At 72.8% G+C, this 18,469-nt stretch carries 14 protein-coding genes; 8 read left to right on the top strand and 6 right to left on the bottom strand.

From position 1 onward, the window contains the following. Positions 1–13: 13 nt before the first annotated feature. Complete coding sequence (locus tag E1284_RS07415; protein ID WP_131938247.1) at positions 14–469, bottom strand: Lrp/AsnC family transcriptional regulator; 456 nt, start codon at positions 467–469, stop codon at positions 14–16. A 206-nt stretch (positions 470–675) separates the two neighbouring features. Here E1284_RS07415 and rocD point away from each other — a divergent pair, with 206 nt between their 5' ends. From rocD to E1284_RS07435, 4 genes are all read left to right on the top strand, one after another. Then, the gene (gene rocD, locus E1284_RS07420; protein ID WP_243714322.1) at positions 676–1,842 is read left to right on the top strand and encodes an ornithine--oxo-acid transaminase; all 1,167 of its coding nucleotides are present in this window, start codon (positions 676–678) and stop codon (positions 1,840–1,842) included. A gap of 140 nt (positions 1,843–1,982) precedes the next feature. Further along, positions 1,983–2,951 carry an LCP family protein gene (locus E1284_RS07425; protein WP_131938249.1) on the top strand — a complete coding sequence of 323 codons (969 nt, stop codon included), beginning with the start codon at positions 1,983–1,985 and terminating at the stop codon, positions 2,949–2,951. A gap of 152 nt (positions 2,952–3,103) precedes the next feature. After that, a complete protein-coding gene (locus E1284_RS07430) occupies positions 3,104–3,730 on the top strand; it encodes a PadR family transcriptional regulator (protein WP_131938250.1) in 627 nt (208 codons plus the stop codon). Beyond that, positions 3,727–5,343, top strand: coding sequence for a DHA2 family efflux MFS transporter permease subunit (locus E1284_RS07435; RefSeq protein WP_131938251.1), 1,617 nt, complete (start codon positions 3,727–3,729; stop codon positions 5,341–5,343). The genes E1284_RS07430 and E1284_RS07435 overlap by 4 nt, the downstream gene beginning before the upstream one ends. Positions 5,344–5,349: 6 nt before the next feature. On the opposite strand, the gene E1284_RS07440 is transcribed toward E1284_RS07435, so the two are convergent. The 3 genes from E1284_RS07440 to E1284_RS07450 all read right to left on the bottom strand — a co-directional run bounded on the left by E1284_RS07440 (position 5,350) and on the right by E1284_RS07450 (position 8,313). Beyond that, positions 5,350–5,844 (bottom strand): DUF6113 family protein, encoded by a 495-nt coding sequence (locus E1284_RS07440; protein WP_131938252.1) that lies wholly within the window; start codon positions 5,842–5,844, stop codon positions 5,350–5,352. 38 nt (positions 5,845–5,882) lie between these two features. Beyond that, complete coding sequence (mshB, locus tag E1284_RS07445; RefSeq protein WP_131938253.1) at positions 5,883–6,788, bottom strand: N-acetyl-1-D-myo-inositol-2-amino-2-deoxy-alpha-D-glucopyranoside deacetylase; 906 nt, start codon at positions 6,786–6,788, stop codon at positions 5,883–5,885. A gap of 82 nt (positions 6,789–6,870) precedes the next feature. Further along, positions 6,871–8,313, bottom strand: coding sequence for a serine/threonine-protein kinase (locus E1284_RS07450; RefSeq protein ID WP_131938254.1), 1,443 nt, complete (start codon positions 8,311–8,313; stop codon positions 6,871–6,873). Positions 8,314–8,490: 177 nt separating this feature from the next. Here E1284_RS07450 and E1284_RS07455 point away from each other — a divergent pair, with 177 nt between their 5' ends. Then, positions 8,491–10,572 (top strand): S9 family peptidase, encoded by a 2,082-nt coding sequence (locus tag E1284_RS07455; RefSeq protein ID WP_131938255.1) that lies wholly within the window; start codon positions 8,491–8,493, stop codon positions 10,570–10,572. A 12-nt stretch (positions 10,573–10,584) separates the two neighbouring features. Here the strand turns inward: E1284_RS07455 and E1284_RS07460 are convergent, their stop codons facing one another. Then, entirely contained in the window at positions 10,585–12,312 is a 1,728-nt protein-coding gene (locus E1284_RS07460) for an ABC transporter ATP-binding protein (RefSeq protein WP_131938256.1), read from the bottom strand. After that, positions 12,309–14,060, bottom strand: coding sequence for an ABC transporter transmembrane domain-containing protein (locus tag E1284_RS07465; protein WP_131938257.1), 1,752 nt, complete (start codon positions 14,058–14,060; stop codon positions 12,309–12,311). Before E1284_RS07465 ends, E1284_RS07460 begins: the two co-directional genes overlap by 4 nt. A 301-nt stretch (positions 14,061–14,361) precedes the next feature. On the opposite strand from E1284_RS07465, the gene E1284_RS07470 reads away from it, so the two are divergent. The 3 genes from E1284_RS07470 to E1284_RS07480 all read left to right on the top strand — a co-directional run bounded on the left by E1284_RS07470 (position 14,362) and on the right by E1284_RS07480 (position 18,455). Then, positions 14,362–15,624, top strand: a complete 1,263-nt coding sequence (locus tag E1284_RS07470) for a PP2C family protein-serine/threonine phosphatase (RefSeq protein WP_243714321.1) — start codon at positions 14,362–14,364, stop codon at positions 15,622–15,624. Between the two features lie 201 nt (positions 15,625–15,825). Beyond that, on the top strand, positions 15,826–16,515 hold the full coding sequence (locus E1284_RS07475; RefSeq protein WP_131938259.1) for a succinate dehydrogenase cytochrome b subunit: 690 nt from the start codon (positions 15,826–15,828) through the stop codon (positions 16,513–16,515). Positions 16,516–16,517: 2 nt separating this feature from the next. Next, entirely contained in the window at positions 16,518–18,455 is a 1,938-nt protein-coding gene (locus E1284_RS07480) for a fumarate reductase/succinate dehydrogenase flavoprotein subunit (protein WP_131938273.1), read from the top strand. Positions 18,456–18,469: the final 14 nt, after the last annotated feature.

Below are 18,469 nucleotides of genomic sequence, written 5' to 3' on the forward strand. Positions count from 1 at the left end.
GAACGGTAACCCGTCAGCCGGAAGGCGCGTCGGTGGGACGGCCGATCAGCCGCGACAGGACGATCGAGGTCTTCGTCGCGGTGATGTTGTCCTCGCGGCGCAGCCGTTCGAGGGCCTGCTCCAGATGCTGGATGTCGCGGGCCCGCACGTGCACGAGCGCGCTCGCGTCGCCGCTGATCGTGTACGCCGCGACGACCTCCGGGTGGCCGCGGACGCTGGAGTAGATCTCCTCCGGGGACGTCGCGCCCGTGCAGAAGATCTCGATGAACGCCTCGGTGGTCCAGCCGAGCGCGGCCGGATCGACCACCGCGGCGAAGCCATTGATCACGCCGTCCGAGCGCAGCCGGTCGACCCGCCGCTTCACCGCCGGGGCCGAGAGCCCGACCTTGTCGCCGATCTGCGCGTACGAGGCGCGGCCGTCCTCCAGGAGCCGCGCAACGATTCGACGGTCGAGCTCGTCAAGACGCAACAAATAACACCCCCGAAGTCGGTTTTCGTCATTGGTCGACGGTCATTTCCGAACATACGCTGGGAAGCGGACCGGCGGCCACCCGACCCGGCCGGCCCTCTCCCCTCGGCACCGGACGCGCGTCCGGTGTCCCAGCCATGCCCGGCCCGACCGGCCGGGCCGAGCCGCGAAGGAGCGTCGTGACGCAAACCGACCAGCTGCGAGCGATGTCCGAGGACCACAGCGCGCACAACTACCATCCCCTCCCGATCGTGGTCGCCGAAGCGGACGGCGTGTGGCTGACCGGCGTGGACGGCCGCCGCTACCTCGACATGCTGGCCGCCTACTCGGCCGTCAACTTCGGCCACCGCAACCCCCGCCTCACCGAGGCCGCCAAGCGCCAGCTCGACCGCGTCACGCTCGTCAGCCGCGCCTTCGACCACGACCAGTTCGGCCCGTTCGCCGCCGAGCTGGCCGAGCTGTGCGGCAAGGACATGGTCCTGCCGATGAACAGCGGCGCCGAGGCCGTCGAGACCGCCCTGAAGACCGCCCGCAAGTGGGGCTACGAGGTCAAGGGCGTCCCGGCCGACCAGGCGAACATCATCACGTTCGAGGGCAACTTCCACGGCCGCACCACCACGATCATCAGCTTCTCCACCGATCCGGACGCCCGCGACTCCTACGGCCCCTACACGCCCGGCTTCCGGACCGTCCCGTACGGGGACGCCGAGGCGCTCAAGGCCGCGATGGACGGCTCCACGGTCGGCGTGCTGATCGAGCCGATCCAGGGCGAGGCCGGCGTGAACGTCCCGCCGAGCGGGTTCCTGCGCGCGGTCCGCGACCTGTGCACCGCGGGCGGCTCGCTGATGATCGCGGACGAGATCCAGTCGGGCCTCGGCCGTACCGGCACCACGTTCGCCGTCGAGCACGAGGGCGTCGTCCCCGACGTCTACGTCCTCGGCAAGGCCCTCGGCGGCGGCATCATGCCGGTCTCCGCCGTCGTCGCCGACCGCGACGTCCTCGGGGTCTTCAAGCCGGGCCAGCACGGCTCGACGTTCGGCGGCAACCCGCTCGCCTGCGCCATCGGCCGCGAGGTCATCGCGATGCTCAGGACCGGCGAGTTCCAGGAGCGCTCCCGCACCCTCGGCGCGCACATGCACGAGCGCCTCGGCCACCTGCCGAGCGACCTCGTCCGCGAGGTCCGCGGCCGCGGCCTGTGGGCCGGCGTCGAACTGCACGGCAAGGCCCGCCCGGTCAGCGAGCGCCTCATGGACCTCGGCGTCCTGGCCAAGGAGACCCACGAGACCACCCTCCGCCTGGCGCCCCCGCTGATCATCGAGCGCGAGGACCTCGACTGGGCCCTGGACCAGCTCGAGATCGCCCTGAAGGGCTGACCCCCGAGTCAGAGACACCGCCGGTCAATGGCGCCCGGCGGTGTTTCGCTCGTTAACACGAACCCGCGAGGGGTCAAAGACTCGGTCGGCGGGCGCGCGGCGCGGCGGCTCGCAACGGCCGCGGCGGCAGTGTGGGCGGCATGCTGCGGAACAGGAGTCGGCGCCGGGTCGTCATCGGCTGCGGAGGGCTGGCGTTGGGCGTGCTGGTGCTGCTCGCGGGCGGACTCTACCTGCTGCAACGCGCGTACAACGGGGAGGTCCAGCGGGTCGCGGGGGCGCTGCCCACCGGGGCCGGGCGGCCGTCGGCCTCCGGGCGCGGGGAGAACTGGCTGCTGATCGGGTCCGACCGGCGCGCCGACATCCCGTCGATGGGCGCGCGGGCCGACACGATCATGCTGGTGCACCTGTCGGGGCGCGGCGACCGGGTGTCGCTGATCTCCATCCCGCGGGACGGCTGGGTGCCCGTCCCCGGGCACGGCACCACGAAGATCAACGCGGCCTTCGCGTACGGCGGGCCGTCGCTGCTGGTCCGCACGGTGGAGGGGCTCACGCACGTCCGGATCGACCACTACGCCAGCCTCGACTTCGGCGGGTTCGTGAAGATGACGGACGCGCTCGGCGGCGTCGACGTCACCATCACCGAGGACACCTTCGACCCGATGCACGACCGGCACTGGAAGGCCGGGCACCAGCACCTGGACGGCACGGAGGCGCTCGACTTCGTCCGGCAGCGCTGGAACCTGCCGGCCGGCGACCTGGACCGGATCAAGCGGCAGCAGGCGTTCCTGCACGCGCTCGCGGCCAAGGCCCTCGACACCCGCAACCCGCTCAAGATCGACCGGTTCATCCGGGCGGTGACCCGCTCGGTGAGCGTGGACGACTCGGTGACCGCCGGCACGCTGCGCGGGCTCGCGCACCGGCTGCTGAAGACGTCGCTGATGGAGTACCTGACCACCCCGGTCGCGCGGCCGGCCGAGCGCGACGGGCAGAGTGTCGTACTCCTGGACGATGATGGCGTGCGGGCGCTCTTCACCGCCGTCCGGGAGGACCGGGTGGGCGACTACGTGACCCGCAACGGCGCGGCCAACTCGGTGGACGCCGTCCGATAGTCCTCCTGACCTGCGGGGACATACCGTCCTCCACCCCCACCCACCACCATTCAAAGGACGAGCTCCGCTCGAAGCCCCATAAAGGGTGACGTGCTCGGTCCGCGTGGATTAGTCTGAGTGGACTAATCGACGCCGACCATAGGCACGCCACCATGTCCCGACCACTCACACCGCTCGCGCTGACCGTGCTGCGGATGCTGTGCGACCGGCCCATGCATCCCTACGAGATGCAGCAGCGCATCCGCGACCACGCCTACGACCAGGCCGTCAAGATCACGCACGGGTCGCTGTACCACTCGGTGGAGCGGCTCGCCGCCGCCGGGCTGATCGAACCGCTGGAGACGAGCCGGGAGGGCCGCCGGCCCGAGCGCACCATCTACGCCGTGACCGCCGCCGGGCGGGACGCCGCGCAGATGCGGCTCGCCGAGCTGCTGCGCCACCCCGCCGCGGAGTTCCCGCTGTTCGGCACCGGGCTCGCATTCGTCAACCTCCTGCCGGAGGACGAGGTCGCCCGGCTGCTGCGCGGCCGCACGGTCGCGCTGGAGGCCGCGCTCGCCGGCCACCAGACGGCGCACGACTCGCTGCGCAAGCAGGGCCTCGACCGCTACAAGCTCCTCGACCAGGAATGGCTGATCGCGCGGTTGCGCGCCGAGCTGGAGTTCGTGCGGGGCGTGGTCGACGACCTGGAGTCCGGCCGGCTCACCTGGAAGGACGACGAGGTGCAGATCCGCTGCCACTCGCGGCCACGACCACGCCATGACGACAAGGGGGACTCATGAGCAAATGGCGCGGAAATCCCTGGGCGATCCTGCTCACGCTCTCCCTGGGATTCTTCATGACGCTGCTCGACCTGACGATCGTGAACATCGCGATCCCGAGCATGACCGAGAAGCTGGACGCCTCGCTGGACGAGGTGCTGTGGGTCGTCAACGCCTACATCCTGGTGCTGGCGGTGCTGCTGATCACCGCCGGCCGGCTGGGCGACCTGTGGGGCAAGAAGAACCTGTTCATCGCCGGGGTGGCGCTGTTCACGCTGTCGAGCCTGGCGTGCGGCGTCGCGCAGGACCCGACGCAGCTGATCATCGCCCGCGGGGTGCAGGGGCTCGGCGCCGCGCTGCTGATGCCGCAGACGATGTCGATCATCATCGGGGTGTTCCCGGCGGAGCGGCGCGGCGCCGCGCTCGGCGTGTGGGGCGCGGTGGCCGGGGTGTCCACGATCGCCGGCCCGACCGTCGGCGGGCTGCTGGTCACCAGCCTCGACTGGCGGTGGATCTTCTTCGTGAACCTGCCGATCGGCATCCTGGTGCTGGCGATGGCCGTGCCGATCCTGCCCGGCCACACCCGGACCGTCCGGCACCGGTTCGACGTCGTCGGGGTGCTGCTGGCGTCCGCCGCGCTGTTCTGCCTCACGTTCGCGCTCACCGAGGGCCAGAAGTACGACTGGAACGAGGGCATCTGGGGTCTGATCGCCGCCGGGCTCGCGCTGTTCGCCGTCTTCGTCGTGCAGCAGCGCTCCAAGCAGGACGGTGAGCCGCTCGTCCCGTTCTCGCTGTTCAAGGACCGCAACTTCACCGTCCTGAACCTCGTCGGCGCGGCCGTCTCGGTCGGCATGATCGGCATGTTCCTGCCGATGACGATCTACCTGCAGTCGGTGCTGGGCTTCAGCGCCCTCAAGGCGGGCCTCGTCATGGCGCCGTCGTCGGTGGTGTCGATGTTCCTCGCGCCCGTCGCCGGACGGCTGTCCGACCGGATCGGCGGCAAGTTCATCCTGATGGCCGGGCTCACCCTCTACGGCCTCGGCATGGTCTGGGTCGTCCTCGTCGCCGAGGTCGGGACCGACTGGAAGGCGTTCATCCCGGCGCTCGTCGTGGCCGGGCTCGGCATCGGCGGCGTGTTCGCGCCGATGGCGACCGAGGCGACCCGCAACGTCCCGCCGCGCCTGGCCGGCGCCGCGTCCGGCGTCAACAACACGATCCGGCAGGTCGGGTCGGTGCTGGGCAGCGCGGCGGTCGGCGCCGTGCTGCAGAACCAGCTCGCGTCCGCGCTGCGGGACGAGGCCGCGGCCCGCTCCGCCGCGCTCCCGGCGAACATCCGCCCCGGCTTCGTGCAGGGCTTCACGGACGCGGCCAAGAGCGGCCTGGAGGTCGGCGCGGGCCAGGACGGCGCGAAGCAGCAGCTCCCGCCGGGCCTCCCGCCGAACGTCGCGCACCGCGTCCACGAGCTGGCCGGGCAGGTCTTCTCGCACGGCTTCGTGCACGCGATGAAGCCGACGATGTGGCTGCCGATCGCGGTCATCCTGCTGAGCGCCGCCGCGTGCCTCACCCTGAAGGGCCACAAGAGCAACGCGGCCCCGGCCCGGCTCGACGCGGAACCCGCCCCGATGGCGTCCTGACCGGCACTACTCGCGGATACGGCCCGCCCTGCCGAGGAGCCAGTCTCCCGGCGGGCGGGCCGGCGGCACCGTCATGACGCCCGCCACGGCGGCGAGCATGCCGCCGATGATGAACAGGTACCCGGCCGTCGTGCCGGGGACGACGAGGTCCCCCTCGCCGCGGCGCATCGACATGACGAAGACCACGACGCCCCACACCACCGCGGGGACCGTCGCGCCGAGCCGCCCGCCCATCCCGAGCCCGGCCAGCCGGGCCATCGCGAAGACCAGCGCCACCAGGACGATCGCCGCGACCGGGACGGGGCCGACGCTCCAGTCCTGGGCGAACGAGCCGACCACGCCGAACACCCCGCCGAGCAGGCCGAGGGCGGCGTAGGCGGCACCGGACACGAACGCGTCCAGCGGGCCCTCGCCCGCCCTGGTCAGACCGGGGGCGTCGCCCTCCGCCGGGAGGCCGTCCTTGGCGAGGCCGACCCGCGCCTCGTCGTCGTCCTTATGCACGGAAGTCAGGCTACCGGGGGGATGGGCGGCCCCCCACGTCACGCCGGATCGGACGCCTCCGGCAGACCGGCGAACAGGTCGCGCTCGCGGCGGCCGGGGCCGAGCGGGCCCAGCTCACCGGCCTGCAGGATGAAGTACTCGGTGCCGAACGCCTGCTGGCCGAGGTTGTTCGACAGCGCGAAGAACGGCCCGACCTGGTCGGGCGCGACGACGATCTGGGTGCGGTGGGCGCGCAGCGCGGCCAGCTTGGCGGGCAGGTGCGCGCGGGCGTCCACGGCCGAGGTGACCTGGCCGTCGGGGACGCCGGAGCCCAGCTCGTCCAGCCCCGCGACGCGCGCGAACGGCAGCTTCGCCTCCCGCATCACCGCGATCGCCCGCGCGAGGACGGTGCGCGGGGTCGCGTAGGCGTAGAACTTCCCGGCCCGCCACGGCTCGGCACCGTCCTCGAAGGCCGGGTCGGCGGCCAGCTCGAACGCCCGCCACGCGACGCGGTGCGCCTGGATGTGGTCGGGGTGCCCGTAGTTGCCGCGCTCGTCGTAGGTGACGATCACCTGCGGCCGGACCTCCCGGATCACCGCGACGAGGTCGGCCGCGGCGGTGTCGAGGTCCGCCTGCCAGAAGCAGCGCGGGTCGTCGTTGGTGGGGGCGCCCATCATGCCGGAGTCGCGCCACCGCCCGGCGCCGCCGAGGAAGCGGTGGTCGCGCACGCCGAGCGCGGCGCAGGCCGCCGCGAGCTCCCCGATCCGGTACTCGCCGAGCGCGTCCTCCTTGTCGGACGCGAGGTGGCGCAGCTCCTCCGGGATGATCTCGCCCTCCTCGCCGAGCGTGCAGGTGACGAGACAGACGTGGGCGCCCTCGGCGGCGTACTTGGCCATGGTCGCCCCGGTCCCGATGGACTCGTCGTCCGGATGGGCGTGGACGAACAGGATCCGCGGCTCCTTCATAGTCAACGAGCCTACTCAGGGCCCGGCGGGACGGCGATGACCGCCCTGCCCCGCGCATTCCGCCGGACGCCGCCGGCCCGGCTCAGCCGCCTCCGCCGGTCCCCGGGCCGCCGCCACCGCCCGCTCCGGTGCCGCCGCCGTCATCGCCGCCGCCGGCTCCGGGGCCGCCGGTGGTCGGCGTCTCGCTGGTCGGCGCCTCGCTGGTCGGCGTCTCGCTCGTGGGCGTCTCGCTGGTCGGCGCCTCGCTGGTCGGCCGGGACGGCTGCGGCGGCGGCGTGGTCTGCCGCGTCCGGGTGCGGGTCGGCGTCGGCTGCTCCGGCTCCTCGCTCGTCGGGGTCTCCGACACCGTCCCGGAGTCGGTGACCGACGGCGAGACCGGCGCGTTCGGGGAGTCGTCCCCGCCGCGGGTCGCCGCGTACACGCCGACGACGAGCGCCAGCACGAGGATCGCGGCGACGGCCGCGACGATCGGCATCTTGGACTTGCGCTCGGGCTCCCAGTCGTCGTACCGGGCCCGCTCGGCGCCGTACGGGGGCCGCGCGGGCGGCAGGTTCCCGGTGTAGTCGGCCGGGGAGACGCGCTGCGTCCCGCCGGGGGGGCCGCCGGGGTGGGTCGAGCCCGCCATCATCCCGGCCGCGCCGAGCCCGCCCGCGGCGAGCGTGCTGCCCTCGGCGAGCATCGTGTCGGCCTGCGAGGGGTCCATGCGGGTCTGCCCGGCGCCGCCCGGGCCGCTGCCGATCAGCGTCATCATGATCTGCTGCGCGGTCGGCCGCCGCTCCGGCTCCTTGGCCAGGCACGCGCCGATCAGCCGGTGCAGGTCGGCCGGGACGCCGTCCAGCCTCGGCGGCTCGTGCATCACCCGGTTGATCACGGCCATCACGGTGTCGTCGCCGAACGGCGGGTGCCCGGTCGCGGCGAACACCATCGTGGTCGCCCACGCCCACACGTCCACGGCCTCGGTGAGCGTCGCGCCGGCGACCTGCTCGGGCGCCATGTAGGACGGCGTGCCGATCGCCTTCGTCGCGTTCGTCTGCCCGGTGTCCAGGGCCCGCGCGATGCCGAAGTCGATCACCCGCGGCCCGTCCGGCGCCATGATGACGTTGTGCGGCTTGAAGTCGCGGTGCACGATCCCGGCCTGGTGGATCGCCACCAGCGCGGTCGCGGTGCCGATCGCGAGCCGGTCGAGCGCCGCCCCGCCGATCGGGCCGCCCTCGGTGACCTGCTTGTACAGCGACGGGCCCGGCACGTACTCGCTGGCGATGTAGGGCTGGTCGCCCGCGACGTCGGCCTCCAGGACCTGCGCGGTGCAGAACCGCGCGACCTGCTTGGCGGCCTGCGCCTCCCGGACGAACCGGGTGCGCGCCATCGTGTCCCCGGCCAGGTCGGCCCGCAGGAGCTTGATCGCGGCTCGGTTCCCGGAGGCGTCGACGCCGGCGTAGACGACGCCCTGGCCGCCCTCGCCGAGCCGTTCGACGATCTCGTACGAGCCAAGCCGCCGGGGATCTCCCGGCTGCAGCTCCGGCATTGACCACTCCTCAGCCCGCGACAGGAAAAAAGGTGCTTGGGGAAGACTTGAGCTTACGCGAGCGCGGACCCGGGCACGGGACATTCCCCGGCCACCCATCGCGACGACCCGTGATCATAGAGGGCAGGAGGCCGCCGTGCGCCGCACTTCCCGGGCATCCTGGCAGACTCGGGTGCCATGAGCATCAGCTATCCGCGGCAGAGCGCCCGCACCCGACGGTTCAGCCTCGGCGTCCCGCGCGCCTTCCAGATCGCGCCGGACGAGGCGCGCGTCGTCTTCCTGCGCACGAGGGCCGGCGACGACCCGGTCACCTGCCTGTGGACGCTGGACGCCGCGACCGGCGAGGAGCGCTGCGTCGCCGACCCGGCCGCGCTGGACGTCCCCGGCGAGGAGGACCTGCCCGCCGAGGAGCGGGCCCGGCGGGAGCGGGCCCGCGAGCAGGCGGGCGGCATCGTCGGGTACGCGACCGACCGGGCGGTGAAGCAGGCGGCCTTCACCCTCGCCGGGCGCCTGTACGTCGTCGACCTCGACACCGCGCTCGTCCGCGAGCTGCCCGCGCAGGCGCCGGTGTTCGACCCGCGCCCCGACCCGGCCGGGCGGCGGATCGCCTATGTCTCGGGCCGGACGCTGCGGCTCATCGAGATCGACGGCACCGATGACCGCGCCCTCGTCCAGCCGGAGTCCGACCAGATCTCCTACGGCCTCGCCGAGTTCGTCGCGGCCGAGGAGATGAACCGGATGCGGGGCCACTGGTGGTCACCCGACGGCGGGACGCTGCTCGCCGCCCGCGTGGACGAGACGCCGGTGCAGCGCTGGCACATCGCCGACCCCGCGAACCCGGACCGCCCGCCGTCCGAGATCGCCTACCCGGCCGCCGGGACGCCGAACGCGCTGGTGTCGCTGGTGCTGCTCAAGGTGGACGGCCGGCGCACCACCGTCGCCTGGGACCGCGGGATGTTCCCCTACTTCGTCGCGGCCTGCTGGGACCGGCACGGCCTGCTCGTCGTCGTCCAGCCCCGCGACCAGCGGGCGCAGCGGGTGCTGAGCATCGACCCGTCCAACGGCGAGACGTCGCTCGTGCACACCGAGCACGACCCGGTGTGGACCGACATCGTCCCCGGCCTGCCCGTCCGGACGAACTCCGGCGACCTCGTCTGGACCACCGAGGACCGCGGCACCGACACGCGGCGCATCACCGTCGCGGGCGAGCCGGTCACCCCGGCCGGCCTGCAGGTCCGGTCGGTGCTCGGGGTGGAGGGCGAGTCGATCCTGTTCACCGCCTCGCAGGAGCCCACCGAGGTCCACCTGTACTCCCGCGACGGCGCGGAGATCACCCGGCTGACCGAGGGGCCGGGCGTCTTCGGCGGCGTCCGCTGCGGCGGCGTCACCGTGGTCACGGGCGCGCGGCTGGACCGGCCCGGCGCCGAGACCGAGGTGCGCACGCCGGCCGGGACGCATGCCGTCGCCTCGTTCGCCGAGACGCCGGTGATCACGCCGCGGGTCGAGCTGCTGCGCGCCGGCGACCGCGAGATCCGCACCGCCGTGCTGCTGCCCACCGGGTGGGAGCCCGGCCAGGGCCGGCTGCCCGTCCTCATGGACCCCTACGGCGGGCCGCACGCCCAGCGCGTCCTCGCCGTCCAGCGCATGTACTGCGAGGCGCAGTGGCTCGCCGACCAGGGCTTCGCCGTCGTGATCGCCGACGGGCGCGGCACGCCCGCGCGCGGCCCGGCGTGGGAGCGGGCCGTGCACGGCGACTTCGTCGGACCCGTCCTGGACGACCAGATCACCGCGCTGATCGAGGCGGCGCGCAAGCACCCGGCGGCGTTCGACCTCGACCGCGTCGGCATCCGCGGCTGGTCGTTCGGCGGCTGGCTCGCGGGCCTCGCCGTCCTGGAGCGCCCGGACGTGTTCCACGTGGGCATCGCGGGAGCCCCGGTCACCGACTGGCGGCTCTACGACACCCACTACACCGAGCGCTACCTGGGCCATCCCGAGGAGGACCCGGACAACTACGCGGCCAACTCCCTGATCGAGCGGGCCGCCGGCCTGAAGCGCCCGCTGATGATCATCCACGGGCTCGCGGACGACAACGTGGTGGCCGCCCACACCCTCCGCCTGTCGTCGGCCCTGCTGGCCGCCGGCCGCCCGCACACCGTCCTGCCCCTGTCGGGGGTGACCCACATGACCCCGCAGGAGGTAGTGGCGGAGAACCTCCTCCACATCCAGGTCGACTACCTCAAGGCCGCCCTCTCCAGCTGACCCCGAAGCGGGTCAGGTGGTCGGGGCGCCGTGCCAGGAGGTCCACAGGGCCGCGTAGGAGCCCTGGGCGGCGAGGAGTTCCTCGTGGGTGCCCAGTTCGGTGATGCGTCCGTCCTCCACCACCGCCACGCGGTCGGCGTCGTGCGCGGTGTGGAGGCGGTGCGCGATCGCCACGACGGTCCGGCCGTCCAGGACGGCGGCGAGCGAGCGTTCGAGGCGGCGCGCCGCGCGCGGGTCGAGCAGCGACGTCGCCTCGTCCAGCACGAGCGTGTGCGGGTCGGCGAGGACGAGCCGGGCCAGCGCGAGCTGCTGCGCCTGCGCGGGCGTCAGCGTCGCGCCGCCGGAGCCGACGACCGTGTCGGGGCCGGGCCCGTCCCAGTCGACGGCCGCGAGCACCCGGCGGACGTCCTCGTCGGACGCGCCGTCCCGCGCCATGACCAGGTTCTCGCGGAGCGTGCCGCGGAACACGTGGTGCTCCTGCGTGACGAGGGCGACCTCGCGGCGCAGCCCGTCCAGCGGGAGCGCCACCAGCGGGACGCCGCCGACGGTGACGGCGCCGGAGCGCGGGCCGTCCACCCCGGCGAGCAGGCGGCCGAGCGTGGACTTGCCCGCGCCGCTCGGCCCGACCATCGCGAGGCGCTCACCGGGCCGCAGATCGAGGTCCACGCCGTGCAGGACGTCCCGTCCCGGCCGGTAGGAGTAGCGGACGCCGCGCGCCGTGAGCCGCTCGCCCGACGGCCGGCGGCCGTCCGGGGCCCGGTCGGGCGGGACGTTGCCGACGCCGAGCAGCCGGGCCAGCGACGCGCCGCCGAGCTGGAGTTCGTCCAGCCAGGACAGCATCGTGTCGACCGGCTCGATGAGCAGCTGCGCGTACAGGGTCGCGGCAGTCACCTGCGCCAGCGTCGCCATGTCGTGGATGTAGAGCAGCCCGCCGACGAGCAGCGTCGACACCACGGGCAGCACGAAGCTCAGCTCGGCCACGGGGAACAGGACCATCCGCAGCCGCAGCGTGTAGCGCTCGGCCCGGTAGGACGCCGCGATGTCGGCGTCGCCGCGCTCGTGGCGGCGCTCGGCGAGGCCGAGCGCCTCGACGGTCCGCGAGCCCTGGACGGTCTCGGTGAGCCCCTCGGCGATCCGCGACCACGCCTCGTTCTCCCGCAGGTAGCCGCCGTGCGCGCGGGGCAGGTACCAGCGCATCACCGCCACCAGCAGCGGGACGGCGACGAGCGCGGGCAGCGCGACGAGCGGGCCGTTCAGCAGCAGCGCGCCGAGGGTGAACCCGCCGACGACGATCGCGACGAGCGTCTCCGGCATCGCGTACCGGACGGACGTGCTCAGCGTGTCGACGTCGCGGGACGCGCGGGTGACGAGGTCGCCGGTCCCGGCGCGCTCGACCGTGGACAGCGGCAGCGCGAGCACCCGGTCGACGAACTCCTCGCGCAGTTCGGCCAGCACCCGCTCGCCGAGCTTCGCCGACGCGAGGTAGGCGTACCGGATCAGCACGCCCTGCGCGATCACGAACCCGGCGATGGCGAGGCCGGCGGTGTCGATGGCGGCGTGCCCGTCGCGGACGTCCTCGACGAGGGCGCCGAGCAGCCGGGGCGTGACCAGGCCCGCCACGGCGGCCAGCGCGTGCAGGGCCAGCACCCCGGCCAGTGCGCGGGGATGCCGCAGGACGAGCCGCCGCGCGTACGCCCGCACCTGCGCGGGCGCCGCGACGGGCAGGATCTCGGTGCTCACGACCTCACCGGCCCCTCCACGGCCTCTCCCCGGACTTCCGGGACGCCGTTCTCAGCGGGCGTCGCGCCCTGGTCCTCACCGCGGGTGACCGTGGCCGCATAGCGAGGCTCGGTTTCCAGAAGGTCGTGGTGGGTTCCCTCTGCGACGACCAGTCCGTCCTTGACGAATGCGACGTGGTGGGCGCGGGCGAGCATCAGCGGGCTGGTCGTGCACACCACAGTGGTGCGGCCCGCGCGCGCTCGGCCGAGCCTGCCGGCGATGCGCGCCTCGGTGTGCGCGTCCACCGCGCTGGTCGGGTCTACCAGGATGAGGACGTCCGGGTCGGCGGCGAGCGCTCGTGCCAGGCGGAGCCGCTGCTGCTGGCCGCCGGAGAACTCGCGTCCGGCCTCGGCGACATGGGCGTCCAGTCCCACTGAGGAGACGATGTCCTCGGCGCAGGCGGCATGGATCGCCGCCCGCAGCGCGGCCTCGTCGCCGTCCGGTGCCAGGGACTCGCCCAGCGGCCCGGAGAAGAGGCGGTCCTCGTTGACGGCGACGAGGATCCGTTTCCGGACGTCCGCGACCGCGCGCAGCGGGAGCCCGCCGAAATCGACGTCGCCCTCCGCGTACCGGCCGAGCCGGTCGGCGACGGCCTGCGCGTCGCGCGGGTCGGCCGCCGCGATCGCGGTCACCCGCCCCGGCCGCACGACCAGCCCGGACGCGATGTCCACCAGCTCGGCGTCCGCCGCCGGGCGGGCCGTCCCGGCGTCCGGCAGGTCGGGGTCGATCGCCAGCAGCGCGGTCACCCGGCCCGCCGCCACCATGCCCTTGGTGATCTTGCCTGCGGCCTCGCCGAGCGTCTTCAGCGGGACGATCAGGAAGACCGCGTAGCCGTAGCACGCGACCAGCTCGCCGACGCCGATCGTCCGGTCGGCGGCGAACCGGGCGCCGACCCAGGTCACCAGCGCGATCAGCAGCCCCGGCAGCAGCACCTCGGCGCCGTTCATCCGGGTCTCGGCCCGCGCGGTCGCCACCCCGGCGGCGCGCACCCGCTGCGACTCGGCCCGGTAGCGGCCGGAGAACAGCGCCTCGCCGCCGATGCCGCGCAGCACCCGCAGGCCGCCGACCAGGTCGGTGGCGTGCGTGCTCAGCTCGCCGACCAGCTCGCGGTGCGCCAGCTCCCGGTCGCGGTAGGGGCGCAGCAGCGGCGCCGCGATCGCCAGGATCAGCGGCACGCCGACCAGCACGATGAGGCCGAGCTGCGGCGAGGCGGCCAGCAGGATGCCGGCCACGGCGACGATCGCGACGACGGCGCCCGACCCGCGCGAGATGATGTCGAGGGCGTCCCCGATGTGCGACACGTCGGACAGGCCGATGCTCACGACCTCGCCCGCGCTGAGCCGCTTCGGGAGCGTCCCGCCGAGCCGGGTCGCCTGCCGGGTGACGATCTGGACCGTCCGGTAGGCGGCGGCGAGCCAGTTGAACACGGCGAACCGGTGCCGGACGGCGCCGGTGGCGGCCTGCACGGCGCCGAGGCCGAGCAGGGCGCCGGACCACGCCAGCAGGGCGCGCTCGTCCCGCGCCGCGACGCCGTCGCCGATGGCGCGGCCGATCGCGGCGGGCATGAGGGCCTGGCTGAGCATCCAGACCACGCCGAAGAACGCGCCCGCGCTGATGCTGCGCCACTGGGCGCGCAGCAGCCAGAGCAGGTAGCGCGCGGGGGTTCGGTGGTCGGGCCTGCCAGGATCTTTCTCCGGCAACGGCTTCACCTGACGCAGGTTATGCAGCGGAACGTCCGAAGTTCGACTGGTTTTTCACCTGCACGGATCCGTTCCGGACTGGCCGGAAATGCCTATCAGGACGCACTCAGGGGGTGCACGGTGAGGTAAGGACACGCTAAGGTCAGGGACGTACGGAGCGACGCTTCCCCCGCTCCTTGAGCCGGGACCCTGGCGGCTAGGCCAATGCCGCTGCCCCGGCGCGGTCCGTCGCACCCGCCCGCAGCCGCGGGAATACGCGGTGTGCCACCGGCCGTTGCCCGTGCCGTCAGCCCGACTTCCCGGAAGCCCTGTGAGCACGCTCAGCCATCAGACGCCCAGCCATCAGACCCGCCCCTTCACGCCGGGGGCCGAGGACAGGGCCGACCTGCTCCTCATCGACGCCGACCCTTCCGACGTCCTCATGGTCGAGAAGATGCTCGCCGAGAGCGGCATGGACGTCGAGATCGCCGTCGCGTCCGACCTGGCCGCCGCCCGGCGGTCGTTGACGCGGCGCACCCAGTGCATCATCGTCGACCTGTCCACCCCCGGCATCGACCGGCTGGACGGGCTGCGGCAGGTGCTGGCCCTGTCCGGGACGGCCGCCGTCGTCGTGCTGACCGGGCTGGACGACGCGCACCTCGGCGTCCAGGCCGTCGCCGCGGGCGCCGAGGACTACCTCGTCAAGCAGGAGGTCGACGCGCCGTTGCTGGCCCGCGCCGTCCGCTACGCCATCGAGCGCAAGCGGTCGGAGGAGACCGAGCGCCGGCTCGTCGAGGCGCGCATCCTCGGCCGGGAGAACGCCCGGCTGGAGCGCGGGCTGCTGCCCGTCCCGCTGATCGACGACCCGTCGCTGAAGCACCACACCCGCTACCGGCCCGGCCGGCGGCGCGCGCTGCTCGGCGGCGACTTCTACGACACCGTGCAGACCGAGGGCGGCGCCGTCCACCTGATGATCGGGGACGTGTGCGGGCACGGCCCGGACGAGGCGGCGCTCGGCGTCCAGCTGCGGATGGCGTGGCGGACGCTCGTGCTCGCCGGGCACACCGGCGAGCAACTGCTCGGCACCCTCGACAGCGTGCTCGGGCACGAGCGGCGCAGCGAGGAGATCTTCACCACGCTGTGCATGATCACGATCGCGCCGTCCCGGCGGACCGCCCGGATGCACCTGGCCGGCCATCCCGCGCCGCTGCTGTTCCGCGGCGCCCTCGGCGAGGACGGCGAGGTCGCGGCACTGCCCGAGTACGCGCACGGCCCCGCGCTCGGCCTGCTGCCGGGCGCCGAGTGGCCGACGACCGAGATCGACCTCGGCGAGTCCTGGGGCCTGATGCTCTACACCGACGGCCTGATCGAGGGGAAGGTCGGCGAGGGCTCCGACCGGCTCGGCACCGACGGCCTGGTCGACCTGGCCCGCGCGGCGCGCCGCCGGGGCGCCACCGGACGCGCGCTGATCGACGACATGGTGACCCAGGTGGAGCGGCTCAACGGCGACGTGCTGGCCGACGACCTCGCCGTCCTGCTGCTGTCCCGCCGGCCGGGGCACGATCTTGAGAGCGCCGTCACCACCGGGCCTTAACCACAGCCTCCTGACCTGCGTCAATGTCTTCTGGATCACGTGATCGGCGGGTTCCCGATCACGCTGTGAACTCACTCACCAGGCGGAACGTCACGGAACGGCCACAACGCCCACGCTGCATGCGTTCATAGCCTGCGGCTATCGCCACGAGTGCGCTGATGACTTGGAACTATTCATAGATCCGGACATAACGTGCAGGTCGTGGCTATAGCGATACCTGCGATCTACCGATCGACCGTCGGCAAGAAGGCCGTCATGGCGGTGACCGGCGGCGTCCTCGTGCTGTTCCTGATCACGCACATGCTCGGGAACCTGAAGATCTTCCTCGGCGCGGAGGAGTTCGACCACTACGCCCACTGGCTGCGCACGATCGGTGAGCCCGCGGTACCGCACCGGACCGTCCTGACCCTGCTGGAGGTCGTGCTCGGCGTCTCGGTGATCCTGCACATGTGGTCGGCGGTGTCGCTCGCCCGCCGCGCCTCCGCGGCGCGCCCGGTCAAGTACCAGTCGAAGAAGAAGTCGCACGCGCAGGGCTACGCCGCCCGCACGATGCGGTACGGCGGCGTCATCATCGCCGTCTACATCGTCTGGCACCTGCTGGACCTCACGTTCTTCGTCGTGAACCCCAAGGGCGCCGACGCCACCCCCTACGAGCGGATGGTCGCCGACTTCGACCCGTCCCGCTGGTACATCACCGTCTGGTACGTCGTCGCCGTCCTGCTCGTCGGCGTCCACCTCAACCACGGCATCTGGAGCGCGTTCCAGACGCTCGGGCTGCGCAGCCCGCGCAGCCACAACGCCCTGCGGGCCCTCGCCGCGACCACCGCCGCGCTGATCACGCTCGGCTTCATCGCGATCCCCGTCTCCATCACGTTCGGATGGGTGAGCTGACCATGACCGACAGCTTCTACAAGTCCGGCGAGCCGATCGCCGACACCAAGGCGCCCAAGGGCCCCATCGAGGACCGCTGGACGACGCGCAAGTTCGAGGCCAAGCAGGTCAACCCGGCCAACAAGCGCAAGAAGAAGATCATCATCATCGGCACCGGGCTCGCCGGCGGCTCCGCCGGCGCGACCCTCGGCGAGGCCGGCTACCACGTCATCCAGTTCTGCTTCCAGGACTCGCCGCGCCGCGCCCACTCGATCGCGGCGCAGGGCGGCATCAACGCCGCGAAGAACTACCGCAACGACGGCGACAGCGTGTACCGGCTGTTCTACGAGACGGTGAAGGGCGGCGACTTCCGCTCCCGCGAGTCGAACGTCCACCGGCTCGCCGACATCTCCCGGAACATCATCGACCAGTGCGTCGCGCAGGGCGTCCCGTTCGCCCGCGAGTACGGCGGCCTGCTCGACAACCGCTCGTTCGGCGGCACCCAGGTCTCCCGCACCTTCTACGCCCGCGGCCAGACGGGCCAGCAGTTGCTGCTCGGCGCCTACCAGGCGCTGATGCGGCAGGTCGAGGCCGGCAACGTCGAGCTGTACCCGCGGCACGAGATGCTCGACCTGATCATGGAGGACGGCCGGGCGCGCGGCGTCGTCGTCCGGAACCTGATCAACGGCGAGATCAAGCACTACACGGCGGACGCGGTCGTGCTCGCGTCCGGCGGCTACGGCAACGTGTACTTCCTGTCCACGAACGCGATGGGCTCGAACGTCACCGCGTCCTGGCGCGCGCACCGGCACGGCGCCCTGTTCGCCAACCCCTGCTACACGCAGATCCACCCGACGTGCATCCCGGTCAGCGGCGACCACCAGTCGAAGCTGACGCTCATGTCGGAGTCGCTGCGCAACGACGGCCGGGTGTGGGTGCCGAAGAAGGCCGGCGACACGCGCAGGCCGTACGACATCCCCGAGGACGAGCGCGACTACTACCTGGAGCGCATCTACCCGTCCTTCGGCAACCTCGTCCCGCGCGACATCGCGTCCCGCGCGGCGAAGAACGTCTGCGACGAGGGACGCGGCGTCGGCCCCGGCGGCCTCGGCGTCTACCTCGACTTCGCGGACGCGATCGGGCGGCTCGGCCGCGACAAGGTCGAGGCCAAGTACGGCAACCTCTTCGAGATGTACGAGCGCATCACCGGCGAGAACCCGTACGACACGCCGATGCGCATCTACCCCGCCGTCCACTACACGATGGGCGGCCTGTGGGTGGACTACGACCTGGAGTCCTCGGTCCCCGGCCTGTTCGTGATCGGCGAGGCGAACTTCTCCGACCACGGCGCGAACCGGCTCGGCGCGTCCGCGCTGATGCAGGGCCTCGCGGACGGCTACTTCGTCCTGCCGAACACCATCGGCGACTACATCGCCCGCAACGCGCTCGACCCGGTCGCCGAGACGGCGATCAGCGAGGCCGAGGAGCGGGTGCGGACGCGGATCGACAAGCTGCTGTCGATCGACGGGGACCGCTCCGTCGACTCCTTCCACCGCGAGCTCGGCCACATCATGTGGGAGTACTGCGGCATGGAGCGCACCGAGCAGGGGCTGCGCAAGGCGCTGGAGCTCATCCCGGCGCTGCGCGCGGAGTTCTGGACGCGGGTCAAGGTGACCGGCAAGGGCGAGGAGCTGAACCAGCAGCTGGAGAAGGCCGGCCGCGTCGCCGACTTCTTCGAGCTCGCCGAGCTGATGGTCATCGACGCCCTGCACCGCACCGAGTCCTGCGGCGGCCACTTCCGGGCCGAGAGCCAGGACGAGGAGGGCGAGGCCAAGCGCGACGACGAGAACTTCGGCTACGTCGCCGCCTGGGAATGGGCCGGGGAGGGCGAGCAGCCCGTCCTCCACAAGGAGGCCCTGGACTTCGAATACGTCAAGCCGACGCAGCGGTCGTACAAGTAGCAGAGGTCGGACAG

This window comes from Actinomadura bangladeshensis (genome assembly GCF_004348335.1).
Taxonomy (GTDB): Bacteria; Actinomycetota; Actinomycetes; order Streptosporangiales; family Streptosporangiaceae; genus Spirillospora; species Spirillospora bangladeshensis.